The 24921-nt window shown below is 62.4% G+C and carries 26 protein-coding genes; 8 read left to right on the plus strand and 18 right to left on the minus strand.

Features of this window, described 5'->3' with window-relative positions; genetic code table 11:
- Positions 1-67: 67 nt before the first annotated feature.
- From AC244_RS13080 to AC244_RS13085, 3 genes are read right to left on the minus strand one after another with little or no spacing between them, the layout of a single operon-like run.
- Positions 68-1012 (minus strand): DUF6030 family protein, encoded by a 945-nt coding sequence (locus tag AC244_RS13080; RefSeq protein ID WP_063934105.1) that lies wholly within the window; start codon positions 1010-1012, stop codon positions 68-70.
- Positions 1009-1161, minus strand: a complete 153-nt coding sequence (locus AC244_RS37495; protein ID WP_202596071.1) for a hypothetical protein — start codon at positions 1159-1161, stop codon at positions 1009-1011. Before AC244_RS37495 ends, AC244_RS13080 begins: the two co-directional genes overlap by 4 nt.
- Positions 1161-1376, minus strand: coding sequence for a LysR family transcriptional regulator (locus AC244_RS13085; RefSeq protein ID WP_053249262.1), 216 nt, complete (start codon positions 1374-1376; stop codon positions 1161-1163). The genes AC244_RS37495 and AC244_RS13085 overlap by 1 nt, the downstream gene beginning before the upstream one ends.
- A 333-nt stretch (positions 1377-1709) precedes the next feature.
- Between AC244_RS13085 and AC244_RS13095 the strand changes: the two genes are divergently transcribed.
- On the plus strand, positions 1710-2615 hold the full coding sequence (locus AC244_RS13095) for an aminoglycoside phosphotransferase family protein (RefSeq protein ID WP_053249264.1): 906 nt from the start codon (positions 1710-1712) through the stop codon (positions 2613-2615).
- A gap of 372 nt (positions 2616-2987) precedes the next feature.
- Positions 2988-3737 (plus strand): F0F1 ATP synthase subunit A, encoded by a 750-nt coding sequence (locus AC244_RS13100; RefSeq protein WP_152975935.1) that lies wholly within the window; start codon positions 2988-2990, stop codon positions 3735-3737.
- Between the two features lie 45 nt (positions 3738-3782).
- On the opposite strand, the gene AC244_RS13105 is transcribed toward AC244_RS13100, so the two are convergent.
- The 4 genes from AC244_RS13105 to AC244_RS13120 are packed head-to-tail and all read right to left on the minus strand — an operon-like array spanning position 3783 to position 7325.
- The gene (locus AC244_RS13105; RefSeq protein WP_053249266.1) at positions 3783-4634 is read right to left on the minus strand and encodes a metal ABC transporter permease; all 852 of its coding nucleotides are present in this window, start codon (positions 4632-4634) and stop codon (positions 3783-3785) included.
- The gene (locus AC244_RS13110; protein WP_053249267.1) at positions 4631-5491 is read right to left on the minus strand and encodes a metal ABC transporter permease; all 861 of its coding nucleotides are present in this window, start codon (positions 5489-5491) and stop codon (positions 4631-4633) included. Before AC244_RS13110 ends, AC244_RS13105 begins: the two co-directional genes overlap by 4 nt.
- Positions 5488-6423 (minus strand): manganese/iron ABC transporter ATP-binding protein, encoded by a 936-nt coding sequence (locus AC244_RS13115; RefSeq protein ID WP_053249268.1) that lies wholly within the window; start codon positions 6421-6423, stop codon positions 5488-5490. Before AC244_RS13115 ends, AC244_RS13110 begins: the two co-directional genes overlap by 4 nt.
- On the minus strand, positions 6420-7325 hold the full coding sequence (locus AC244_RS13120) for a metal ABC transporter substrate-binding protein (protein WP_053249269.1): 906 nt from the start codon (positions 7323-7325) through the stop codon (positions 6420-6422). Before AC244_RS13120 ends, AC244_RS13115 begins: the two co-directional genes overlap by 4 nt.
- A gap of 121 nt (positions 7326-7446) precedes the next feature.
- Here AC244_RS13120 and AC244_RS13125 point away from each other — a divergent pair, with 121 nt between their 5' ends.
- Positions 7447-7875 (plus strand): Fur family transcriptional regulator, encoded by a 429-nt coding sequence (locus AC244_RS13125; RefSeq protein WP_053249270.1) that lies wholly within the window; start codon positions 7447-7449, stop codon positions 7873-7875.
- A 244-nt stretch (positions 7876-8119) separates the two neighbouring features.
- On the opposite strand, the gene AC244_RS13130 is transcribed toward AC244_RS13125, so the two are convergent.
- Together AC244_RS13130 and AC244_RS13135 are read right to left on the minus strand one after the other, a co-directional pair.
- Complete coding sequence (locus AC244_RS13130) at positions 8120-9031, minus strand: DMT family transporter (RefSeq protein WP_053249271.1); 912 nt, start codon at positions 9029-9031, stop codon at positions 8120-8122.
- A 160-nt stretch (positions 9032-9191) separates the two neighbouring features.
- Positions 9192-10676, minus strand: a complete 1485-nt coding sequence (locus AC244_RS13135) for a nucleobase:cation symporter-2 family protein (RefSeq protein ID WP_053249272.1) — start codon at positions 10674-10676, stop codon at positions 9192-9194.
- A gap of 280 nt (positions 10677-10956) precedes the next feature.
- Here AC244_RS13135 and AC244_RS13140 point away from each other — a divergent pair, with 280 nt between their 5' ends.
- Positions 10957-11487: a hypothetical protein gene (locus AC244_RS13140; protein WP_152975936.1), complete on the plus strand. Its 531-nt coding sequence runs from the start codon at positions 10957-10959 to the stop codon at positions 11485-11487.
- Here the strand turns inward: AC244_RS13140 and AC244_RS13145 are convergent.
- Complete coding sequence (locus AC244_RS13145; protein WP_053249274.1) at positions 11470-12381, minus strand: LysR family transcriptional regulator; 912 nt, start codon at positions 12379-12381, stop codon at positions 11470-11472. The genes AC244_RS13140 and AC244_RS13145 overlap by 18 nt on opposite strands.
- Positions 12382-12540: 159 nt before the next feature.
- Between AC244_RS13145 and AC244_RS13150 the strand changes: the two genes are divergently transcribed.
- Positions 12541-12906, plus strand: a complete 366-nt coding sequence (locus tag AC244_RS13150; RefSeq protein ID WP_053249275.1) for an antibiotic biosynthesis monooxygenase — start codon at positions 12541-12543, stop codon at positions 12904-12906.
- Positions 12907-13016: 110 nt separating this feature from the next.
- A complete protein-coding gene (locus tag AC244_RS13155) occupies positions 13017-14234 on the plus strand; it encodes an MFS transporter (RefSeq protein ID WP_053249276.1) in 1218 nt (405 codons plus the stop codon).
- Positions 14235-14336: 102 nt separating this feature from the next.
- Here AC244_RS13155 and AC244_RS13160 read toward each other — a convergent pair whose 3' ends face one another.
- The 8 genes from AC244_RS13160 to AC244_RS13195 all read right to left on the minus strand — a co-directional run bounded on the left by AC244_RS13160 (position 14337) and on the right by AC244_RS13195 (position 22769).
- Entirely contained in the window at positions 14337-16058 is a 1722-nt protein-coding gene (locus tag AC244_RS13160; RefSeq protein WP_053249277.1) for an ABC transporter substrate-binding protein, read from the minus strand.
- A 74-nt stretch (positions 16059-16132) separates the two neighbouring features.
- Entirely contained in the window at positions 16133-16414 is a 282-nt protein-coding gene (locus tag AC244_RS13165; RefSeq protein WP_053249278.1) for a DUF2160 domain-containing protein, read from the minus strand.
- A gap of 12 nt (positions 16415-16426) precedes the next feature.
- Positions 16427-17251, minus strand: a complete 825-nt coding sequence (locus AC244_RS13170) for a carbohydrate ABC transporter permease (RefSeq protein ID WP_053249279.1) — start codon at positions 17249-17251, stop codon at positions 16427-16429.
- A gap of 21 nt (positions 17252-17272) precedes the next feature.
- Positions 17273-18139, minus strand: coding sequence for a carbohydrate ABC transporter permease (locus AC244_RS13175; RefSeq protein ID WP_053249280.1), 867 nt, complete (start codon positions 18137-18139; stop codon positions 17273-17275).
- A gap of 2 nt (positions 18140-18141) precedes the next feature.
- Complete coding sequence (locus AC244_RS13180) at positions 18142-19212, minus strand: ABC transporter ATP-binding protein (protein ID WP_053249281.1); 1071 nt, start codon at positions 19210-19212, stop codon at positions 18142-18144.
- A 22-nt stretch (positions 19213-19234) separates the two neighbouring features.
- Positions 19235-20305, minus strand: a complete 1071-nt coding sequence (locus AC244_RS13185) for an ABC transporter ATP-binding protein (protein WP_053249282.1) — start codon at positions 20303-20305, stop codon at positions 19235-19237.
- Positions 20306-20356: 51 nt separating this feature from the next.
- Entirely contained in the window at positions 20357-21874 is a 1518-nt protein-coding gene (gene glpD, locus AC244_RS13190; protein WP_053249283.1) for a glycerol-3-phosphate dehydrogenase, read from the minus strand.
- 130 nt (positions 21875-22004) lie between these two features.
- Entirely contained in the window at positions 22005-22769 is a 765-nt protein-coding gene (locus tag AC244_RS13195) for a DeoR/GlpR family DNA-binding transcription regulator (RefSeq protein WP_025425039.1), read from the minus strand.
- A gap of 174 nt (positions 22770-22943) precedes the next feature.
- Between AC244_RS13195 and AC244_RS13200 the strand changes: the two genes are divergently transcribed.
- Positions 22944-23711, plus strand: a complete 768-nt coding sequence (locus AC244_RS13200; RefSeq protein ID WP_053249284.1) for an SDR family NAD(P)-dependent oxidoreductase — start codon at positions 22944-22946, stop codon at positions 23709-23711.
- 173 nt (positions 23712-23884) lie between these two features.
- Positions 23885-24781 (plus strand): LysR family transcriptional regulator, encoded by an 897-nt coding sequence (locus AC244_RS13205; RefSeq protein WP_053249285.1) that lies wholly within the window; start codon positions 23885-23887, stop codon positions 24779-24781.
- The last annotated feature ends 140 nt before the right edge of the window (positions 24782-24921 follow it).

Below are 24921 nucleotides of genomic sequence, written 5' to 3' on the forward strand. Positions count from 1 at the left end.
GCAGCAGTTTCATAGTGCTACAGCGTCCTTTGCGTGTCATATTTGACGCGCAAAGGACGCTGTAGGGTCACGGTTTTGCGTCAGTGCCTGCTTTCGCCGGGCTGGTACCCTCGGTCGATGCCGGGGCCGCTTCAGGATCGCGGTCTTCGGGTATCTTCGCCGGCCCATTCCACGCCGTCGGTCCGAGGACGAAGTTGCGCGTGCCGGCCTTGCCGTAGGCGAGCCATTTATCCCTGTTGAAGTAGAGTTCTGCGATGCTCTTCGGGCGCGCGCGGGCGGGTTGGTTGGCGAGGAAATTGTAGCGGGCCGTTGTCTCGTCCGTTTCGCGCTTGAACTGCACGCGGCTGCCGAAGCGCTTTACGTCGAATTCCTTCAATGCCTGGATCTGCAGCGCAATGCTTCCGCCATCGGCCCAGCGGACGTGATCGAGGAAAACCGATGCGGCCCGCGCGGCGCTGGTGGTGACCGCCTGCGCATCCTCCGGGCGCTCGATGTTGAGCTTGACGCGAAACGAGGTGATCTCCTCCTCGCCGCTGCCCTTGATGAAAATGAAGATCGACGAGGTCTTGTCGACCCCTGGGCGCGGAAAGGAAACCAGCGAGGAGCATTCCCACTGGCCACGTTCGCCGGCGCTCGACTTCCATTCGAGTTCGCGGAAGCCGGCCTCACGCAGTTCGTCGCAGAGCGCGCGGGGATCGCTGCGCAGCACCCGCAGGAACTGCTGCTCCGGCGTTTGCAGATCCTGGAAGGTCCAGACCGGCAGAGCGACGTGGAGCGGCTGTCGCTTGACGTGAACCTCGGGCGCCTGCTCCGGCGGCCTTCCGGCTTCGAGGAACGTAGTCGGAAGATCGAGCGCCCTCAGCAGTTGCTTCAGGTTCCTCTGCCCGTTGGCGAGCAGAACGGTTGCCAGGATAGCCATCACAATCAGCGCAAAGGCGACGAGAAAGAAGGCGATGCCGGTGCGGCTCGGTTGTTTCGGCGGTGTTGTCGCCTTGCTGCGTCCGCCGCTCATGTCGAGTTTCCGCGTGCAGCATGCAGGCGCAGCACCGCGTCCCTCGATGGCTTTTTGCCGGGCAGGCCGGGATACGTCAGCGTTTCCGCCTCGAGGCCGCGCGAAGCGAGATAGTCGGGCGATGCGACCGGCGACAGTTCCTCTGCCATCAGCCGCGACAGGTGCCGGCGGGGATGATCGTCCGTACGCGCTGAAACAGCCGCACGTCCTGCGGCGTCAATTCCAGGTTCTTGCCGCGGCGGCGGCCGGCGGCCCGGGTGATGTTGAGCTCGCGACCGGCACGGGAAAAATCCATATGCCGGCTGGCCGCGTCGAAAACGCGAAAAGCCTCCAGCGATATGCGGTCGAGCAGCCGGTGTTCCATGATCTCAGGTTATCAAAAAAAGCCGAAAATTCCGTGGATCTGAAAATATCAGATTGTGATGCAGGGTAAAGCGATCATCCCGAGGCGACAGGCAGGCGACTTTGTCCTTCTCCGTTTCCTTCATTCCCGAAATCCGCCTGGCAGGCAATATCCTTAGCGACCATCGGCGCGGCGGCCAAAGCACCGGGCGTGGCAACGGCAACGCTTGCAATCGACGGTTTTCTCCCCCCGGTCAGGCCTCGCCGGCCCGCCATTTCGGGCGGAAAAGTTGCGAACAGGCGACGATCGGCTAAAACAGGCGTCCGAACTTTGGCGTGAGGCGTTTGTTCCGTTATGTCCGATCAACCGACAGCCACTCCCACCATCGATGCGCCGCTCGCCCGGCGCCTGATCGCTGCGCAGTTTCCGCAGTGGGCGACGCTCGACATCAGACCGGTGCTGCCCGGCGGCTGGGACAACAGGACCTTCCACCTCGGGCGAGACATGACAGTGCGTCTGCCGAGTGCAGCGTCCTATGCGCTGCAGGTGGAAAAGGAGCAGTTGTGGCTGTCGAAGCTGGCGCCGCATCTGCCGTTGCCTATCCCGGTGCCGCTGGCTAGGGGTAAGCCCGGCGAGGGCTACCTATGGCCATGGTCGGTCTATCGCTGGCGGCCGGGCGAGACGGCGACGGATGATCGGATCGGCGACCTGACGATCTTTGCGCAGGACCTGGCCCGTTTTCTCGTCGCCTTGCGGCAGGCCGATGCGAGCGGTGGGCCGTTGCCTGGCCCGCACAATTTCTATCGTGGCGGGCCACCTGCCCATTACGACGAGGAGACGCGTCGCGCGCTTGTTGCGCTCGAGGGTCGTATCGACACGGCAGCCGCGCGCGATGTGTGGGCGGCGGCGCTGGCGGCAAGCTGGCAGGGTGCGCCGGTCTGGTTCCACGGCGACATCAGCTGGGGCAATCTACTGGTCGAAGGCGGCCGCCTGAGCGCCGTCATCGATTTCGGCACCTCGGGCATTGGCGATCCCGCCTGCGATCTTGCCATTGCCTGGACGCTCTTCCACGGACAAAGCCGGGAGGCATTTCGCGCCGGCGTGGCGCTCGATGCCGGAACCTGGGCGCGCGGCCGCGGCTGGACCCTGTGGAAGGCGCTGATCGTCTATGCCGGCTTTCCCGGCACCAACATCGCCGAGGCGGAAAAGAGCCGCAGGGTGATCGAAGAGGTGCTCGTCGACCACCGGTGCTTTGGCTGAGCCTCGGTCAGCGGATTGATACAGGTCCCGATGCATCACCCCTATCGGCCGGTAGCGAGTCGGCTTGACCTAACCGCAAATTGTCTCTAGGTCAGGCGCACGCGGGACGACCCGTGTCGATGCTTCGCCTGGGGACGGCCCCACTATCTCGACCTGAGATAATGGAGTCGATCGCATCATGCAGCCCCCTGGCCTGCGGCACGTCCGCGTGACCTTTTCCTTCATTGAACAGCTGAGTTTTTCCTTCGGGCGAGAGCGCGATCGCTCATTGCCGCGACATCAGTTGTCGATTGCTTCCCACACAAATTGATGCGCCTGCGGCAGCCTGCGGGCGCGCCGTGGTTGCTCTGTTGCCAACGCACGAGGTTCATGATGGCCGGACCCATCGAACAATTCGAGATCAAGTCGCTTTTCCACATCGCCGGGGTCGGCGGACACGATATCAGCTTTACGAACTCGGCTGTCTTCATGGTCGTGACCGTGGCCATTGCCAGCCTTTTCCTGATCCTTTCGACGCGCCGGCGCGGCCTAGTGCCGAACCGCGCCCAGTCCGCCGCCGAGATCCTCTACGAGTTCGTGTCGAAGACGCTGCGCGAAAATGCCGGGGAGCACGGCATGCGCTTCTTCCCGCTGGTGTTCTCGCTGTTCATGTTCATCCTGGTCGCCAACCTGATCGGCATGTTTCCCTACGCCTTCACCGTGACGAGCCATATTGCGGTGACGTTTGCGCTGGCGCTGCTCGTCTTCCTGACCGTGACGATCTACGGCCTGATCAAGCACGGCTTCGGCTTTCTCCGGCTGTTCATGCCGTCGGGCGTGCCGCTGGTGCTGGCGCCGATCATCATCCCGATCGAGGTCGTTTCCTACCTCTCGCGTCCGGTCAGCCACTCGGTTCGTCTTTTCGCCGTCATGCTCGCCGGCCACATCACCTTGAAGGTATTCGCAGGCTTCGTCGTTAGCCTCAGCGGCTTCGGCGCGCTCGGCATGCTCGGTGCGGTCATGCCGCTGATGATGACGGTGGCGCTGACTGGTCTGGAGCTGCTGATGTCGGTCATCCAGGCCTATATCTTCACCATGCTGACCTGCATGTATCTCAACAACGCGCTGCACCCGAGCCATTGAGATAGCCGTGTAGAGGCTCCCTTTCCCGGGAAGGGAGCCTCGTCCTTATTCGACCGTCGTTCGCTGTGCCTCGATGCGGGCCGTCCGCCAGGACGACCAGAGGAAAGCGGCGAGGAAGATCACGGTCATCAAAAGCACGATGGTCGGTGCCGGGGCGCTGTCGATGAAGAACGAGAGATAGACGCCTGAGAACGAGGCGACGGTCGCCACCAGCACCGCAACGATGAGCATGCTGCCCATGGTGCGGGTGATGAGAAACGCGATGGCGCCGGGGGCGATCAGCATGGCGATGGCAAGGATCAGGCCAACGGCCTTCAGCGCGCCGACGATCGTCAAGGACAGGATCGCCAGCAGCCCATAGTGCAGCCAGTTGACGCGCAGCCCGACAGCCTTGGCCTGTGCAGGGTCGAAGGCATGCAGCAGGAAATCCCGCCATTTCACCGCCAGGATGCCGGTCGCCACCAGCGCGATCAGGCCGGTTTCGACGATGTCGGGCCAGCCGATGCCGAGCATGTCGCCGAAGAGGATATGGTCGAGATGCACGTCGCTCTGGATCTTGGTGTAGAGCACCAGGCCGAAGCCGAACATGCCGGAGAACACCACGCCCATCACCGTGTCCTGCTTGATGCGGCTGTTTTCCTTGAGGTAGCCGGTCAGAAGCGCGCAGGACATGCCGGCGGCAAAGGCACCGACCGCGAGCGGCAGGCCGACGATGTAGGAGATGACGACGCCGGGGAAGACCGCGTGCGAGATGGCGTCGCCCATCAGCGACCAGCCCTTGAGCACGAGGAAGCAGGAGAGCAAAGCTGTCGGGATCGCCACGAGAACCGAGATCAGCAGCGCATTGCGCATGAACTCGAATTCGAAGACGGCAAGCAGCAGGTCGAGCGAGATCATTGCGTGACCTCCAGGGCTTCGGCGCTGCGCCGGCGCGCAGCCAGCAATCCGTGTTTGGGTGCAAAGACGAAGGCTGCGAGGAAGATCAGCGTCTGCAGCACGATGATGATGCCGCCGGTGGCGCCATCGAGGAAGTAGCTGAAATAGGCGCCGAAGAAGCTGGTGAGCGCTCCGATCGCGACGCTGATGACGATCAGTCGCGGAAACCGGTCGGTAAGCAGATAAGCCGTGGCGCCAGGCGTCACCACCATGGCGATGACGAGAAAGGCGCCAACCGTCTGCAGTGCTGCGACCGTGCACGCCGACAGAAGCGTGAAGAACAGCACCTTCAGGAAGGTCGTCGGGATACCGATCGAGCGCGCGTGGCTCTCGTCGAAGAAGGTGACCATCAGGTCTTTCCACTTGGCGGTCAGGATGATCAGCGAGATCACGCCGATCAGCGCGAGCTGCAGCGTGTCGGCAGGCGTGATCGCGAGAATGTTGCCGAGCACGATCGTCTGGATGTTCACCGAGGTCGGCGACAGCGACACCATGAACAGGCCAAGGCCGAAGAACGAGGTGAAGATCAGTCCGATGATCGTGTCTTCCTTCAGCCGGGTGCGCTGGTTGAGAAACAGCATCGCACCGGCCGCAAGTCCGCCGGAGAAGAAGGCGCCGAGCGAGAAGGGCAGGCCGAGCATATAGGCGCCGGCCACACCCGGAACGATCGAATGCGAGAGCGCGTCGCCGATCAGCGACCAGCCTTTCAGCATGAGGTAGGACGACAGGAAGGCGCAGACGGCACCGACCAGTGCGCTTACCCACATTGCGTTGACCATGTAGCTGTAGGTGAAGGGCTCGAAGAGCGTGGCGATCATTGGCCGTTTGCCTCCGGGTCGGTCTCCGGTTTTGCCGGTTGCGACACCATCTGCCCCTGGGCGCCGTACATCACCAGCGGCCGTTCGTCGTCGCTGATGACGGACAGCTGCCGCGGGTCCGCGTCGTCATGCAGGCTATCGCCGCCGAGCACGAAGTGGCGCAGCACGCCGCCGAAGGCGAGTTCGAGGTTTTCGCGGGTGAAGGTCGTTTCCGTCGGGCCGTAGGCCAGCACCGTGTTCTTCAGGAGAACGGTCCGGTCGCAGAATTCCGGCACGCTGCCGAGATTGTGGGTCGAGACCAGCATGACGCGGCCCTCGTCGCGCAGCCCGATCAACAGGCGGATGATGGCGTCCTCGGTCTTGACGTCGACGCCGGTGAAGGGCTCGTCAAGCAGGATCACGCGGCCGTCCTGGGCAAGGGCGCGCGCCAAGAACACGCGCTTCTTCTGGCCGCCGGAGAGTTCGCCGATCTGGCGTTTGCGGAAATCGCTCATGCCGACACGGGCAAGTGCCGCCTCCACCGCCTCGTGGTCGGCCTTCTTGGGGATGCGCAGCATGTTCAAATGGCCGTAGCGGCCCATCATCACCACGTCCTCGACCAGAACCGGAAAGTTCCAGTCGACCTCCTCGGCCTGCGGCACATAGGCGACGAGGTTTTTCTTCAACGCCTCCTGGACGGAGAGGCCGAGGATCGAGATCTCGCCGCGCGCCAGCCGGGCAAAGCCCATGATCGCCTTGAAGACGGTCGACTTGCCGCTGCCGTTGACGCCGACAAGTGCTGTGATCGTGCCGGTCGGGATTTCGAAGGAGGCATCGCGAAGCGCGCGGTGGCCGTTGCGATAGGTCACGGTCGCGCCGGAAACGCGGATGCCGCTGCCTGCATCCCCGGAGGCGGCTTGCGGGCCGGAGCGGGGTTTCACCTGAAGGTTCATTGCGAAAGGCCTTTCGCGATGGTTTCGGACGTCACGCGCAAGAGGTCGATATAGGTCGGTACCGGACCGTCCGCTTCGCTCAAGGAATCAACATAGAGCACGCCGCCGTATTTTGCGCCGGTTTCCCGCGCCACCTGCTGCGCCGGGTCGGGCGAAATCGTGCTTTCTGAAAAGACGACGGGGATGTTGTTGGCACGTACGGCGTCGATGACCTTGCGCACCTGCTGCGGCGTGCCCTGCTGATCGGCGTTGATCGGCCAGAGATAGAGTTCCTTCAGGCCGAAGTCGCGGGTGAGGTAGCTGAAGGCGCCCTCGCTCGAAACCAGCCAGCGCTTGTCTTCCGGGATCTTGCCGATCTCGGCGCGGATCGGGGCGATCGCCGCTTCGATCTTCTGCTTGTAGGCTTCTGCGTTGGCCTTGTAGGTCTCGGCATTACCAGGATCGTATTTGACGAAAGCGTCGCGGATGTTGTCGACATAGATCAGCGCTGCCGAGGGCGACATCCAGGCATGCGGGTTCGGCTTGCCGCTATAGGGGCCTTCGGCGATGCCCATGGGCTCGATCCCTTGCGAAACGACGACGCCGGGCACCGCGTCGAAATTCTGGAAGAATTTTTCGAACCAGAGCTCGAGGTTGAGGCCGTTCCAGAGGATCAGCTTGGCATCGTGCGCCTTCAGGATATCGCGCGGCGTCGGCTGGTAGTTGTGGATCTCGGCACCGGGCTTGGTGATCGATTCGACGATTGCCGCGTCACCTGCGACGTTCTTGGCCATGTCGGCAATCACCGTGAATGTGGTGACGGCCTTGAACTTCTCCTGCGCCAGAGCGGCACCCGGAACGAGCGCGAAGGCTGCCAATGCGGTTGCTGCAACCAGGATCGCGCGTCTCGTCTGATCGATCATTCCATACTCCCCGATGTTGTCGTTCACAGGACTAGGTGAATGATTTGCATAAGTCAATGCACATGAGAAGCATTCGCAACTAGCTATTTTCAAACTTATCGCCCTTGGCTAGTGTAGGACCATGAAACAGAACAAGAATCGCGTTGAAGAGCTGGAGGGCGTCCTGAGGGACGGTGGTGTACGCGTGACGCGGCAGCGTGCGGCAATCCTCAAGATCCTCGCGACCGCCGAAGACCACCCGGATGCGAGCGAATTGCACCGGCGCGCCAAGGAGATCGATGCAACCGTTTCGCTGTCGACCGTCTACAGAACGCTGTCGGCGCTGGAGCAGCAGGGCGTCATCCATCGCCACGCGTTTGAAAGCGCCACCGCCCGTTTCGAGACAGCCGACGCTCCGCATCATGATCACCTGATCGACATCGACACCGGCGCGGTGATCGAGTTTCGCTCCGACAAGATCGAGCAGCTGCAGGCGGAGATCGCCGCCGAGCTCGGTTACGACCTGGTTCGCCACCGACTCGAGCTTTATTGCCGCAAGCGCAAGGACTGATCGTTCTCACGACAGCCAATATCTCCTCATTCCTGTGCCTGTCAGAGGAATCCAGTCAGTCCAAGCCCTTGGACTGAAAAGTCTTTTGGCCCGACAGACGCCGGGCCGCTGGATCCCCGCCACAAGGGCGAGGATGACGGAGAATTGGGGCGCTGCTATCCCAAAAAAACACTCTCGCGAGCTGTCAGCGATCGGAAGGTGCCGCGGGCAATCGCTGCGCCTTTCTTCCGTTTTAGCCTTGAGGTTAGCCGCGGTCGGCGATGGCAGCTCCCGCCTGGCGTGCCGGCATGGTCATGGCCGCCACGCCGATGACGACGCAGGCAAGGCCGATCCAGATCGTGTCCGACAGTCTTTCGCCGAGGAAGAGCACGCCGATGGTGACCCCGACGGGGACGCGCAGATAGGCTTGCGCCGTGGCGCCAACGGAACCGAGCGTCTGGATCAGACGGAAGTAGATGGCGAAGGCCAGCGCCGTCGAGAACACGGCCAGGCAGACGAGCGCGATCATGGAATGAGCGGAAGGGGCAAGCGTCCATGGCTGGTCGATCACCAGGCTTGCGGGGATGAGAAGCACGGCGCCGGCAAGAAGCGAGCCCGCGGCGGGAACCATCGGGTCGAAACCCCTGAAGCTCTTGCCGAAGATGGCGGCGCCGGCATAGCAGACGGTCGCGAACACCACGGCAAGCTGCGCCATCAGCTGGTCGCCGAGACCGCCGAAGGCTTCCACGCCGATGATCAGGCTGATGCCGGCCATGCCTGCCACCACGCCAATCAGCTTCCTTGCCGATGCCGCCTCGTGGCGGGTGATCAGCGCTGTCAGCAGAAAGGCGAAGATGGGGGTCGCCGCATTGAGGATCGAGGCGACACCAGCATCGATCGTCTGTTCCGCCCAGGCGATCAGGGTGAAGGGGAAAACGCTGTTGAGGCAGGCCTGGAACAGGAAGCGCCTCCATGTGGCTGCGTCGCGCGGCAGCTTTACGCCGCGCCAGCGAAGGACAGCGAGCAGAATGGTGCCGGCAATCAGCGTGCGGGCGGCGATCAGCGTCACCGGCGGTATGGTTTCGACGCCGATCTTGATGAAGGTGTAGGACGCGCCCCAGAGGGTCGCGAGCAGGGCGAGCAGCAGAAGCTCGAGGGTGAGGTTGGGCTTGGCCATGGTGGTCGGATCCTTCGGGGCGTTTTCGTTGCCCTCTTTCTACCGTGCCGCTACCGGCCGATGCTTCGCTGGCGATCGAAGTGTCGGGGTTTTCGGAATGGCCCAAAGGCATAGCCCCGGCCTCCTTGCGAAGGCCGGGGCTTGATGATCTTGAGCCGGCTTAATGGCTGTCGGCGAGCCGTGCCGCGTTGATCGAGGCGGAACGCTCGACGCTCAATCCGTTGAAGAAGGCGTTGAGTACGACCGCCGAGATTGAAGCGAGCACGATGCCCGATTCGATGATCGGGTGGATCGCATGCGGCATCCACATCAGGAAGTTCGGCGCAATCAGCGGGATGAGGCCGAAGCCGACCGAGACGGCGACGACGAACAGGTTGTTGCGCGACGACTTAAAATCGACGGTCGACAGGATGCGCACGCCGGTGGCTGCCACCATGCCGAACATGACCAGGCCGGCGCCCCCGAGCACGAAGGTCGGGACCGCCTCGACCAGAGCGCCCATCTTCGGAATCAGGCCGAGCACGATCATGATCACGCCGCCCATGACGCAGACATAGCGGCTCTTCACGCCGGTGACGCCGACAAGCCCGACATTCTGCGAGAAGCTGGTGTAGGGGAAGGTGTTGAACAGGCCGCCGATCATCGTGCCGATGCCGTCGACGCGAAGGCCGGCCGTCAGTTGCTGCTGCGACACTTCCTTGTTGGTGATTTCGCCGAGCGCCAGGAACATGCCGGTCGATTCGATCATGACCACGATCATCACCAGCGACATGGTGGCGATCAGCACCGGGTCGAAGATCGGCATGCCGAAGCGCAGCGGCGTGACGACGGCAAACCAGCCTGCATCCGCCACCCGGTCGAAATGCATCATGCCGAGTCCGGCGGCAAAGACGCAGCCGATGACGATGCCGGTGAGGACCGCGATGTTGCTGATCAGCCCACGGCCGAAACGCGCGACGACCAGAATGGAGATGAGCACGAAGGCGGCAAGCGCCACATGGCTCGGCTCCGCATAGATCGGGTTGGGAACCGTGGCGCCAAGGACGACGCCGTCGGGCACGGCCGGGCCGCCGGTGCTGGCGAGTTTCTTCAGTTCGGCCAGCCATTCGGCATGAGTCGGATCGACGAGCTTCGGTGCAGTCGGGCCGAAGGGATTGCCGAAGATCCAGTTGACGCCGACGCGCATCAGCGTCACGCCGATGACCAGAATGATGGTGCCGGTGACGATCGGTGGGAAGAACCGCAACAACCGCCCCATCAGCGGGGCGAGCAGCAGCGCGACCAGGCCGGCGCCGATAATGGCGCCGAAGATCAGCCGGGCGCCTTCCTGGCCGGGCGTCATCGTTGCCATCGACACCATCGGGCCGACGGAAGCGAAGGTGACGCCCATCATGACGGGAAGACGGATGCCGACGCTGCGGGTTATGCCGAGCGACTGGATGATGGTGACGAGACCACAAACGAAGAGATCGGCGGAAATCAGGAAAGCGACGTCCTGGGGGCTGAGCTGCAAGGCCCGGCCAACGATCAGCGGAACCGCGACGGCGCCGCCATACATGACAAGGACATGCTGGATCCCGAGGGTCGTAAGCTTGCCCAAGGGCAGCTTCTCGTCCACCGGGTGTATGCTGGATGCGTCGCTCATGGTTACTCCTCCCATCACGTCGACCAGTCCGCTTCCCCCGTCCTCCAACAGGAGAAAGGGCATCTTTGGTGCCGAGACAGAATGCCGCAAGCGCAACCGGGGGATAAACACTTTCGGGAATCCGGGGGAAATGGACGTCAGCAAAGGGAATGCTCGGCCTGAAACGTCTCAGCAAGCGGGGCGGCGGGATGCAACGTTGCCGCAATGAAGCGCAGGCAGTCTGCGGCCTGCATCGAGGCGAACACCCGCCTCAGCGCGGGTGTCCATGGGATTACGCTCTATGAGATTTTCGTTGCCTGCTGGCACCTTTGGCCGTCTGATCGGCGCCTTGATTGCCGTCGTCGTTCTATGGCCGCTCGGCGCCAACGCCGAAACCGAAGATTTTCCGGGCCAGTGGCGACAAATGGTGTCGAACGCCGGCACCTGCGAGACCTGCCGGCTGGCGATCAAGCAGCACGGGCCCATCCTCAAGGTGTCTTCCAACAATGGCTGGTTTGCCTTTGCCCATGCGGACCGGAAGACCGGTTCCGCCACTGCGACCGGCATCGGCCGCTGGCGCGAGGACGTCAGCGGTCACTATGGCGGCAAGCCATTCGACGTCCGCTTCGTCATCGTCGACAAGCAGCTCTATCTCGACATGATCGTGCTGATGGACGATGGCACGAAACAAGCGATCAGGGCGATTTTCGACAAGGATCGACCGGGCAAAACCGCTCGTCGGGTGATGGCGAAATCGCAGAATTTCGCGGCGGCTCTGCGGCTGCTTCCAGTCGAAACCAGCCATCGCTTCCGGTCAAACCGGTTCCGATGATCCTCCATTGGCCGGAAAAAGATTGGCGGCCATGAAGTCGACGAAGACACGCAGTTTCGGCGAGAGATGCCGGCTGGATGGCCACAGGATCCTGTAGGTGCCGCAACGGCGCAGCCGGTTTTCGAGAACCGATACAAGCGCCCCCTCGCGCATCTGCCGTCTGACCGTGAAATCCGGAAGGCAGGCGATGCCGAGCCCTTCCTCCGCCATATGGATCAGCGGCTCCAGGGCGTTGGAGACGGCCGTTACCGGCACATCGACGCTCAGTGCGGCGCCATCCTGCACCAGCGGCCATGGTTCGAGCTTGCCTGTCGAGGGAAAGCGATGGTGCAGGCAGTGATGGCGTTCGAGGTCCTGTGGTGTCGCCGGCATGCCGTATTTCTCGAAATAGGCGGGCGAAGCGACCAGATAGGGGTGAAACGTGCCGAGCTGACGGGTCATCAGCCTGGAATCGCCGATCTCGCCGCTGCGCACCACCGCATCGAAACCTTCCTCGATGACGTCGACCATGCGGTCGGAGAAATCGAGATCGATCTCGACCTCCGGATAGGCGCGCATGAAGGCCGTCAGCGTCGGCATCAGCAGCATGCCGGCCATCGGCAGGCTGACGCGCAGCTTGCCGCGTGGAGCCTCCTGGCTTTGCACCAGCTCGGCCTCAGCCGCTTCGATTTCGCAAAAAATCCGCCGGCAGCGTTCGAGAAACAGCGTGCCTTCCGGTGTCAGCGTGATGCTGCGCGTGCTGCGATGAAAGAGACGAACGCTTAAGCGCTCCTCCAGCCGGGCAATCGCCTTGCCGACAGCGGAGGGGGAAACACCGAGCTGGGTCGCAGCCTCCGTAAAGCTGCGGGCGTCTGCCGCCTGCACGAAAGCATTGAGTGCACCAAGGCTGTCCATCCGTCGTCCTCGCCCGTCTTTCGGGATTGTAGATATTTTTGTCCGGTATCTTCGGAGCTGTAGCGCATTTTTCTCCGATTGGAAGCTGGCCATAGTCCGCTGCCCGACAAACCGCGTTTTTGATGCGGGGAAACCCTGTCGGTGAAAGAAGGAGAAAACATGCAGCAGCCACTTTTGGCCGGTTTCCGCGCGGGTCCGGAACCGACCGTCTTCATCGTCAATGTCATCCACGCCCAGCCGGGCAAACAGGAAGAGGCATTCCGCCTGATCCAGGACGTCGTGAACTATGTCGCCGAGCGCAAGGAGGGCTTCCTCTGGAGCAACCTCTCCAAGAGCACCGACGGCAAGACGGTGGTCAATATCGAAGCGATAGCCGGCGAAGGAAATGTCGAGGAGTTCTTCTCCGATGCGGTGTTCCTCGAAAAATTCGGGGCGCTGCAGTCGGTCTCGACCTGCGAGTTTCACACCTATCGCGTCGATGACCTCGTGCTGCCCAAGCGCGCTGCGCTCGCAGCATCGGCATAGATGAGATCGCCGCCCGCCTCGGCCGGCGGCGAACTCCTTGCACGAGCTTCCATCCCGCCATTGCCGTCAAGACAGGCGTCCTCGGCGAGCCATCCTGAAGGATAGATTCCATGCGATCCAACGACTGCGCGCTTCCGGCCCCGCAGGAAGCGGCACCGCCCGTCGCCGCCACCGGGGCCAGGCTGCCGCTTTCGGCACTGCTGGCGCTTGCCACTGCCGGGTTCATCACCATCCTCACAGAGGCGCTGCCGGCCGGCCTGTTGCTGCAGATCAGCGCCGATCTCGGCGTCTCGCAATCCCTGGCCGGCCAGATGGTGACGATCTACGCGATCGGTTCACTCGTCGCTGCCATCCCGCTCGTGGCGCTGACGAGGACCTGGCGCCGGCGGCCGCTGCTGATTGCGGCGATCTCAGGATTTGCCGTGGTCAATACGGTGACCGCGCTCTCAAACGACTATGCCGTGACGATGGCGGCGCGCCTTCTTGCCGGCGTTTTTGCCGGCCTCCTATGGGCGCTTGCAGCCGGTTATGCCAGCCGCATGGTGGCGCCACACCAGCAGGGACGGGCGATCGCCATCGCCATGCTCGGCGCGCCGGTGGCGCTCTCCATCGGCATTCCCGCAGGCACCCTGCTTGGAGCTATGACTGGCTGGCGTCTGACCTTCGGCCTCCTGAGCGTCATGACCGTCCTGCTTGTCGGCTGGGCCTTATGGGCGCTGCCTGACTTTCAGGGGCAGCGCGCCGAACGACGTCTGGCGCTCGCATCGGTGTTTCGATTGCCTGGGATCCGACCGGTTCTGTTCGTGATGTTTGCCGTCGTTTTCGCCCACAACATCCTCTACACCTACATCGTGCCGTTCCTGGAGCCATCGGGCTTGGGTGGGCGAGCGGACTGGATCCTGCTTGTTTTCGGCACCGCGTCGCTGGTCGTCATTCCTGTCATCGGGGCACTGGTCGACAGGCATCTACGCCTGCTGGTGCTGGCGAGCATGACGCTCTTTGCAGCAGCCTCGCTGCTGCTTGCCGTCTTCGGCGACCAGCCGGTGGCGGTCTATCTCGGTGTTGTCGCCTGGGGCCTCGCCTTCGGCGGCGCGCCGACGCTGTTTCAGACCGCTTCGGCAAAGGCCGCCGGCGCGGAAGCGGATGCAGCGCAGTCGATGATCGTCACGGCCTGGAATGCGGCGATGGCCGGCGGCGGTTTGGCTGGCGGTCTGCTGCTCGACAGCATCGGCGCGACGATCTTTCCGGCGGCCCTGCTGGGGATCCTGCTCCCGGCCCTGATCGTGGCCTGGGCTGGCCGGCATGGATTTCCGCCTCGCTCCCGCTGACTATCTGCAGGCAACAAAAAACCGGGGCCGTTGTCGACCCCGGTGCCGCATCTCCTGAAATGCAGCCGCCCGTTCGCACGGGCGGCCGTCGTCTTGGGCTTGTTACTTCTGCCAGCTCTTGACCAGTTCGTCGTAATTGACGGTCTGGGGCTTGTCCTTCTCGTTCTCGACCTTCAGCTGCGGAGCGAGGTTGCCGGCCTTGACTGCTTCGGCGTTCCAATAGGCGAGGTCATGCTCCTCGGCGAGCTTCGGACCGCTGTCGCCCTGGATGCCGGCGCGTTCCAGGCGCTGCAATACCTTTTCCTGTTCGCCGCAAAGCGAGTCCATGGCTTCCTGCGCGGTCTTCGCGCCGGAGGAGGCATCGCCGATCGCCTGCCACCAAAGCTGTGCGAGCTTCGGATAGTCAGGAACGTTCGTTCCGGTCGGCGACCACTGCAGGCGGGCCGGCGAACGGTAGAACTCGATCAGACCGCCGAGCTTCGGAGCACGGTCCGTGAAGCTCTTGTGGTCGAGCGTCGACTGGCGAATGAAGGTCAGGCCAACATGGCTCTTCTTCACGTCGACGGTCTTAGAGGTCACGAACTGCGCGTAGAGCCATGCGGCCTTGGCGCGGTCGTCCGGCGTGGATTTCAGCAGCGTCCAAGAGCCGGCGTCCTGATAACCGAGCTTCATGCCGTCCTTCCAGTAGACGCCGTGCGGGCTCGGAGCGAAACGCCACTTCGGCGTGCCGTCCGCGTTCACGACAGGCAGACCTTCCTTGACGAAGTCGGCGGTGAAGGCCGTGTAGGTGAACATCTGCTGGGCGACTTCGCCCTGCGAGGGAACCGGGCCGGATTCCGAGAAGGTCATGCCCTGGGCAGGCGCCGGCGCATAGGCCTTCATCCAGTCGAGATACTTCTGGATGGCGTAGACCGCGGCCGGGCCGTTGGTGTCGCCGCCGCGGGCAACGCACGAGCCGATCGGGCGCGAGTTCTCGTCGACCTTGATGCCCCACTCGTCGACCGGCTTGCCGTTCGGGATGCCCTTGTCGCCGTTGCCGGCCATCGACAGCCACGCGTCGGTGAAGCGCCAGCCGAGCGAGGGATCCTTCTTGCCGTAGTCCATGTGACCATAGACCTTCTTACCGTCGACCTCGCGACCGGTGAAGAACTCTGCGATGTCCTCATAGGCCGACCAGTTGACCGGAACGCCGAGGTCGTAGCCGTACTTCGCCTTGAAGTCCGCCTTGTTCTTTTCGTCGTTGAACCAGTCGTAACGGAACCAATAGAGGTTGGCGAACTGCTGGTCGGGAAGCTGGTAGAGCTTACCATCAGGCGCGGTGGTGAAGGACTTGCCGATGAAGTCGTCGATATCGAGGTTGGGGTTGGTGACGTCCTTGCCTTCGTTGGCCATGAAGTCGGTCAGGCTGCGTGCCTGCTGGTAGCGCCAATGGGTGCCGATCAGGTCCGAGTCGTTGATGTAGGCGTCATAGACGTTTTCGCCCGACTGCATCTGCGTCTGCAGCTTTTCGACGACGTCGCCTTCGCCGATCAGGTCGTGGGTGATCTTGATGCCGGTGATGTCGGTGAAGGCCTTGGCCAGCGTCTTCGATTCGTATTCATGGGTGGTGATCGTTTCCGAAACGACCTTGATGTCCATGCCGGCAAAGGGCTTTGCCGCATCGACGAACCACTGCATTTCCGCTTCCTGAGCGGCGCGGTCGAGCGCGGACATATCGCCGATTTCGCTGTCGAGGAACTGTTTTGCCTCGTCCATGCCGGCAAAGGCCGAGCCGGTAAAGGCCAGCAGCATAGCTGCCGTCGTTGTCAAAAGGTGCCGTCGCATAATTTCCTCCCTTTGGGTTTTGCGATTGCATTGCAGTTTCGAGGGACCCTTCCCGATCCCTCAGTCCGTTCACTTCACACGTAGCGGAAGACGCCGACGGCATAGACCACCGAGAGGGCGAGGGCCCACCAGAGGTTCGGTCCGCCGAGGCCGAGCCACGCGAGGTGAATGAAGGCGCTGCCGAGCAGCGATACGAAAAGCCTGTCACCACGCGTCGTCTCGAAGCGCAGGATACCGACGCGCGGGTTGCCGCCCGGCGAGGCATACTCCCAGACGGCCATGCCGACGAGCAGCAGGGCGATGGTGATGAAGAACAGCGCCGTCGGCAGCGTCCATGCCATCCATGAGAAATTCATGACGAAGCTCCTTTAGACGCGGCCCAGGGCAAAGCCCTTGGCGATGTAGTTGCGCACGAAATAGATCACGAGTGCGCCGGGGATGATGGTGAGCACGCCGGCCGCGGCCAGTACGCCCCAGTCGAGGCCGGAGGCGGAGACGGTGCGGGTCATGATCGCGGCGATCGGCTTGGCGGCCGTGGTCGTCAGCGTGCGGGCAAGCAGCAGTTCGACCCAGGAGAACATGAAGCAGAAGAAGGCGGCGACGCCGATGCCCGAAGCGATCAGCGGCGTGAAGATCTTCACGAAGAACCGCGGGAACGAGTAGCCGTCGATATAGGCGGTCTCGTCGATCTCCTTCGGCACGCCCGACATGAAGCCTTCAAGGATCCAGACCGCCAGCGGCACGTTGAACAGGCAGTGGGCGAGCGCCACGGCGATGTGCGTATCGATCAGGCCGAAGGCCGAATAGAGCTGGAAGAACGGCAGGGCGAAAACGGCCGGCGGCGCCATGCGGTTGGTGAGCAGCCAGAAGAACAGATGCTTGTCGCCGAGGAAGCGGTAGCGCGAGAAGGCATAGGCTGCCGGCAGCGCTGCCGCGACCGAGATCACCGTGTTCATCACGACGTAGATGATCGAGTTGATGTAGCCCTTGTACCAGGACGGGTCGGTGAAGATCACCATGTAGTTGCGCAGCGTCGGATTTTGCGGCCAGAGCGAGAACGTGCTGAGGATCTCGCTCGTTTCCTTGAAGCTCATGTTGACGAGCCAGTAGATCGGCAGCAACAGGAAGACGATGTAGATCGTCGGAACCAACCAGGACAGGCGTTGCGAAAGTGGTGTCTTTGTCGTGTGCATTTGTTTCTCCTCCCTCCTGGTTCAGCTCTGCGCGTCGCTCGTGGTCATCACGGTGTAGAAGATCCACGAGAGCAGCAGGATGATGAGGAAGTAGATGATCGATAGGGCTGCCGCCGGACCGAGGTCGAACTGGCCGATGGCCATCTTGACGAGGTCGATCGACAGGAAGGTGGTCGAGTTGCCGGGGCCGCCGCCGGTGACGACGAAGGGCTCGGTGTAGATCATGAAACTGTCCATGAAGCGCAGCAGGAAGGCGATCAGAAGCACGCGCTTCATCTTCGGCAGCTGGATGTAGCGGAAGACGGACCAGCGCGATGCGCCGTCGATCTTGGCGGCCTGATAGTAGGCGTCGGGGATCGAGACGAGGCCGGCATAGCACAAGAGCACGACGAGGCTCGTCCAGTGCCAGACGTCCATCACGATCAGCGTCACCCAGGCATCGATCGGGTTCTGCACGTAGTTGTAATTGACGCCGAGCATTTCGAGCGTATGGCCGAGCAGACCGATGTCGACGCGGCCGAAGACCTGCCAGATGGTGCCGACGACGTTCCACGGGATCAGCAGTGGCAGCGCCATCAGGACGAGGCAGACCGGCACGCCGAGGCCCTTCTTGGGCATGTTGAGCGCAATGATGATGCCGAGCGGGATTTCGATGGCGAGAATGATCGCCGAGAAGATCAGGTTGCGGGTGAGCGCGTCCCAGAACCGGTCGGAGGTCAGCACGTCGACATACCAGTCGGTGCCGGCCCAGAAAAACTCGTTGTTGCCGAACGTGTCCTGAACCGAATAGTTGACCACCGTCATCAGCGGGATCACCGCCGAGAAGGCGACGAGCACCAGCACCGGCAGAACCATGAACCAGGCTTTGTTGTTCCAGGTCTTTTCCATGATCAGGCCTCCCCGCCGACGCGCCAGGAATCGGCGTAGATGTTGATGGCCTTCTGATCGAAGGCGATGCGCGGTTCGGCCGGAATCTCACCGTCCTCGTCGAGGATGATCGAGATCAGCTGGTCGGCGAAGCGGGCGCGCACGATCTTGTGGCGGCCGATATCCTCGACCTTGCTGATCGCAACCGGCATGCCCTCGCGGCCGATCGCCACGAATTCCGGGCGGATGCCGAGTTCGGTCTTGGCGCCGGACTTGATCTCGGGCCGGAAGTTGAGTGCGATGGTCTCGTCGCCGATCGTCGCGGTGCTGCCGTCGATCTTGGCCGGCAGCACATTCATGCCCGGAGAACCGATGAAATAGCCGACGAAGGTGTGGCGCGGCCGCTCGAAGAGCTCGGCCGGCGTGCCGATCTGCACGATCTGGCCGTCATACATGACGACGACCTTGTCGGCGAAGGTGAGCGCCTCGGTCTGGTCGTGGGTAACGTAGACCATGGTGAAGCCGAATTGCTTGTGCAGGCGTTTGATCTGCGAACGCAGCACCCATTTCATTTCCGGATCGATAACGGTCAGCGGCTCGTCGAACAGGATGGCGCTGACGTCGGAGCGCACGAGGCCGCGGCCAAGCGAGATCTTCTGTTTCTGGTCGGCGGTCAGACCCTGCGCTTTTTTGCCCGCCCAGCCACCAAGGCCGATCATCTCGATGATTTCCTTGACGCGGCGATCGACCTCGGTCTCCGGCACATGCCGGTTGCGCAAGGGAAAGGCGAGATTGTCGTAGACGGTCATCGTGTCGTAGATGACAGGGAACTGGAACACCTGGGCGATGTTGCGGTCCTGGGTGGACAGATGCGTCACGTCCTTGCCGTCGAAGAGAATGCGTCCTTCCGACGGATTGATCAGACCTGAAATGATGTTGAGCAGCGTGGTCTTGCCGCAGCCGGACGGCCCGAGCAGCGCGTAGGCGCCGCCGTCGTTCCATTCATGATGGACTTCCTTGAGCGCGTAGTCGTTTTCCGACTTCGGCTTGGCGCCATAGGCGTGGCGGATATGTTCGAGATCGATGCGTGCCATTTCGTTTCCTCCCAGCGCCCCCTCAGGCCGTTTCGCCGATCGCGCGCCCATCCGGCCCGAAGGCCATCAGGTGGCGGATATCGACGAAGACCTCGAGGGTCGCGTCCGGTTCGATGTCGTGAATGCCCGGCGCCAGCATGACCCAGCGCGCATCGGAAAAGCCGACGTGGATGAAGCTTTCGGAACCTGCGATTTCCGAGATTGCCGTCTTTACCGTCAGCGCCGTCGCGCCGTCGAAGGGACGATCGAACGACAGATGATGCGGCTGGAAGGCGACCGTGCAGGGGCCGTCCGCCAACGCCGAGAGGTGAGCGGGGACCGAAAGCACGTGCTTGCCGTCGAGCGTGAAGATCGAGCCAGATTTGACGAGCTCGATCGTGTTCAGCGGCGGATCGGCGAAGGTGCGTGCCGTCACCAGGTCCACCGGGCGCCGATAGACGTCGATGGTCTTGCCGAACTGGGTGATGCGACCCTGGCTGAGCGCAGCCGTGTTGCCGCCGAGAAGCAGCGCTTCGGAAGGTTCGGTGGTCGCATAGACGAAGATCGCGCCGGAGGCGGAAAAGATCTTCGGCAGTTCCTCGCGCAGCTCTTCGCGCAGCTTGTAGTCGAGGTTGGCCAGCGGCTCGTCGAGCAGCACGAGGTCGGCATTCTTGACGATGGCGCGCGCAAGCGCGGTGCGCTGCTGCTGTCCACCGGAAAGGCTGAGCGGCGTGCGGTCCAGATAGGGCGTGAGCTTCAGCAGTTCGGCGGCCTTGCGCACTTCGCGGTCGATCGTGGCTGCGTCCGAACCCTTGATGCGCATCGGCGAGGCGATGTTGTCGTAGACGGTCATCGACGGGTAGTTGATGAACTGCTGGTAGACCATGGCCACGGAGCGCTTCTGCACCGGCAGGCCGGTGACGTCGGTACCGTCGAAGATCAGCGAACCGGAGGCAGGCTTATCGAGGCCGGCCATCAGCCGCATCAGCGACGTCTTGCCCGAGAGGGTCGGGCCGAGCAGCACATTGAGCGACCCCCTCTGCAGCACAAGATCGGTCGGGTGGATATGCGTCTCCCCACCCACGACCTTGGATATCTTCTTCATTTCAAGCATTGAATTCTCCGGTGTTCCACCCAGCCATCGGCATTCCAGTATGCGAGGTCCTCAGGCGGCTGCGTTCGCCGCGCCCTGCATGTATTCCTCCAGCGCCGTCGCCTCGCCGGGCGTCAGCTTCAATCCCAGTTTGGTGCGCCGCCACAGCACGTCCTCGGCGTGCCGGGCCCATTCCTCAGCGATCAGCCACTTCACTTCCGCTTCATAGAGGTCGGCGCCGAAACGGCGGCCAAGGGCTGCTTCATTCGATGCCGATCCAAGCAGCGCGGAAGCGCGCGTGCCATAGAGGCGTACCAGTCGGCGCACATGGCCGGCGGCAAGGAAGGGGTAATTCTTGTGAAGCCTGGCGACTTCGTCGGCATAGCCCTTGGCCGGAAAGTCCCCGCCCGGCAGGCTCGAGCCGGCAGTCCACTTCGCGCCCTTGACGCCGATGGCCTCGCCGATCTTTTCGAGCGCAGATTCGCTCAGGCGACGATAGGTCGTCAGCTTGCCGCCAAAGACGTTCAGCAGCGGTGCCGCCGTCCTGTCGCCTTCGACGCGAAGAACGTAGTCGCGGGTCGCTTCCTGCGCCTTGCTGGCGCCATCGTCGAATAGCGGCCGAACGGCGGAATAGGTCCAGACGATGTCGTCCTTCCCCACCGGTTCGAGGAAATACTCGCTCGCCGCCTTGCAGAGATAATCGACTTCGGTGTCGCTGATGCGGACTTCGGCCGGGCTGCCGGTATAATCGCGATCGGTGGTGCCGATCAGCGTGAAATCGTCCTCGTAGGGGATGGCAAACATGATCCGGCCGTCCGGATTCTGGAAAAAGTAGGCGCGGGGATCGTTGAACTTCTTGCGCACGACGATGTGGCTGCCCTGGACCAGGCGAACGTTGTGCACGTCGTTCTTGCCGAGCGCGCCTGCGAGCACCGCATCGACCCAGGGGCCTGCGGCATTGATCAGCATGCGCGCCCTGATCTGCCGGCGCTCGCCGGTGGCGGCGTTTTCTGTTTCGATCGCCCAGTTGCCGTTGTCGCGCTTGGCCGAGATGACGCGGGTGCGTGCCATGATCCTGGCGCCGCGATCGGCGGCATCGCGGGCATTGAGCACGACCAGCCGGGCGTCGTTGACCCAACCGTCGGAATATTCGAAAGCCTTGGTGAACAGCCGCTTCAGCGGCGTTCCGGCCGGGTCGCGCGTCATGTCGAGCGTGGCCGTCGCCGGCAGCAGCTTGCGGCCGCCGATATGGTCGTAGAGGAACAGGCCGAGGCGGATGAGCCAGGCCGGGCGGGGCCCACCCTTATGATACGGGAGTACGAAGCGCATCGGCCAGATCACGTGCGGGGCCATCGCCCACAGCACTTCGCGCTCCATCAGCGCTTCGCGCACCAGGCGGAACTCGTAATGTTCGAGATAACGCAGGCCGCCGTGAATGAGTTTGGTCGAGCCGGAAGACGTGCCGGAAGCAAAGTCGTTCATTTCCGCAAGGGCGACGGAGTATCCGCGGCCGGCTGCATCACGCGCGATGCCGCATCCGTTGATGCCGCCGCCGATAACGAAGACGTCGAAGATTGCCTGCTCTGTCACTGCTGTTTCCCCTCCACATTTCGCAATGCACAAATTGGTGCGATCGCGAAAGCGAAATCAGTTAAAGCGAAAACAGATCGAATGTCAAACGAATGTTGTTCGAATCTCAGAACAGTCTAAAAAGCCGCCTTCAAGCCTCGGTTTCGATCAGCCGAACATCCTGCTCGGCGCAGATTTTCCGTACGTTATCAATGAGACAGCGATCGGTGATGAAGGTCTGAACCTGGGAGATATGGCCGATGCGAACCGGCGCCGTTCTTTCGAATTTGGTCGAGTCGGAAACGAGGATGACATGGCGGGCATTGGCGATGATCGCCTGGGCGACTTTCACTTCGCGAAAATCGAAATCGAGCAATGCTCCGTCATGGTCGATTGCCGAGGCGCCGATGACCGCGAAGTCCACCTTGAACTGCTTGATGAAGTCGACCGCCGCCTCACCGACAATGCCGCCGTCGGAGCCGCGAACGACGCCGCCGGTGATGACCACCTCGATCGAGGGGAAGACGCGCAAGTGGTTGGCGACGTTGATATTGTTGGTGATGACCATCAATTCCTTGTGGTCGAGGAGTGCTTCGCCGACGGCCTCCGTCGTGGTGCCGATGTTGATGAACAGTGAGGCGTTGTCGGGGATGAGGGCGGCGGCGGCCCTGCCGATCGCCTGCTTCTCCGGTGCGGCGATCTGCCGGCGGGCATCGTATTTGACGTTTTCCTTGCCGCTCGGGAAGATCGCGCCGCCGTGAATCCGGTTCAGGATCTTGGCGTCGCAGAGGTCGTTCAGATCCTTGCGGATGGTTTGCGGCGTCACCGAAAAGCGCTGCGCCAGTTCCTCGACGAGCACGCGTCCTTCGTTCTTCGCCAGTTCCAGGATCTCCGCCTGTCGCCCCGTCAGATACATTCCGAAACCTCCCCGTTTTCGTTTTTTTTCATAATATGCAAAAACGAAAGCTGTGCAATTTCAGAAATCGGCGTTTGTCGCGAATTTGCTTTCGTCGTCGGCTATGTCGATTGCGCACGTTGCAATCGCCCCGGCGATAGGCGACTTTGACAACTACGGGAAGAGGGAAAAGACATGTTTCATCCGGCCTTGTTCAGAGGCATGAATGTGGTGGTGACCGGTGGTGGGCGCGGCATCGGCCTTGAGGTGGCGCGCCAGTTCCTCGATTGCGGCGCGCATGTGTTCGTCCATGCCGGCCGAACGGTCGGTGAGTTGCCGGATTTTCTGGAAACGGCGGCGGAGGAGGGCAGGGCGCATCTGGCTGCTGCCGACTTTCTGGCGCCCGGCGGTGTCGATGGTCTGGCCGACGCGATCCGCAGCCGGTTCGAGCACGTCGATATCCTCATCAACAATGCCGGCACGATGGTCGGCCGCTTTCCGGCCGCGGAGCTGACGGACGAGCAGTACCGCACCGTCGTTCAGCTCAACCAGACGTCGGTGGTCGAGATGACGCGTGCCCTGTTGCCGCACTTACGCAAGGGTACGCATCCGGCGATCGTCAACACCGTGTCGATTTCGGCGGTGACCGGCGGCAGCGCCGGCTCTTCGATCTACTCGGCAACCAAGGCATTCGTATCGACCTATTCCAAGGCGCTGGCGCGCGAACTCGCGCCGGAAGGCATAAGGGTCAATTGCGTCTCGCCCGGCACCATCACCACCGAGTTTCATGCGCGCTACTCGTCGCCGGAAAAACTGGAGGCGACGCGCAAGACGATCCCGATCGGCAGGCTTGGAACCGCCGAAGACTGCGCGCCGGCCTATCTCTTCCTCGCCTCCCATGCGCTCGCCGGCTACATCACCGGACAGGTGCTGGAGGTCAACGGCGGCCAACTGATCACTTGAGTGGGCGTAGGACAGATGTGCTTGCCTTCGGCTCCTTGCCCCTCATCCGCCTGCCGGCACCGTCTGCCCGCAAGCAGTGCGAAGGAGCATGTGGTATGCTCCCAGTCCCCTCTCCCCGGCTGCGGGGTGAGGGCTAGGGTGAGGGGCGAAGCCATCAGCTCTGGGGCCCAACCATGATCGACAAGCTGGAAATGTTTCTGGTGCTTGCCCGTGAACGACACTTCGGCCGGGCCGCGCTCGAATGCGGCGTGACGCAACCGACGCTGTCGGCGGCAATCCGCCAGCTTGAAGAGCAGCTCGGAGTGATGCTTGTCAGCCGCGGCTCGCGCTTCCAGGGGCTGACCCCGGAGGGACAGCGGGTTCTGGAATGGGCGCGGCGCATCGTCGGAGATGCCCGCACGATGCGCGAGGAAATGCGCGCGGCGCGCAAGGGCCTGTCCGGGCATATCAGGCTTGCGGCCATTCCGACGACGCTTGCCATGGTGCCGATGATCACCGCGCCGTTCCAGGAAAAGCACCCCGACGTGACATTCTCCGTGTTGTCGACCACCTCGATACAGATCCTGGCGCTGCTCGAAAATCTCGAGATCGATGCCGGATTGACCTATCTGGAAAACGAACCTTTGGGGCGAGTGACCAGCGTTCCCCTGCAAATCGAGCGATATCACCTCGTAACAGCCGCCGGAACGCCGCTTTCCGATCGCGAAACCGTGACATGGAAGGAGGTTAGCAACATTCGGCTTTGTCTATTGACCGCCGATATGCAGAACCGGCGCATCATCAACCAGCATCTTTCCGAGGCCGGCGTCGTCGCTCGGCCGACCCTCGAATCGAATTCGATGATCGTGCTTTTCTCCCATGTGCGCACGGGGCGCTGGGCAAGCATCATGCCCTTCAACGTCGCGAAATCATTCGGCTTTCACGAGGATATCAAGATGATCCCGATCGTCGAGCCGGATGCCCACCACACCGTTGGCCTGGTCGCGACGCATCGTGAACCGTTCACGCCGCTGGTGTCGGCGCTTCTGCACGAAGCGCGCATTCTCGGCGAGCGGAATCGGGCTCAATAGGTTTTTTCTATCAACCAACGAAACAGCCTTATTGACCCTTCTGGCCAGAAGGGCGAAGCTTTTCACTCATGGGCAAGGGCGTGGAGGAAACGACCTTCCCTGGCGATGCCAATTCGAGCTGGGCGAGGTCCGCACTAGGA

Origin of the sequence: Ensifer adhaerens (assembly GCF_001270265.1) — a bacterium.
Classification (GTDB): domain Bacteria; phylum Pseudomonadota; class Alphaproteobacteria; order Rhizobiales; family Rhizobiaceae; genus Ensifer; species Ensifer adhaerens_B.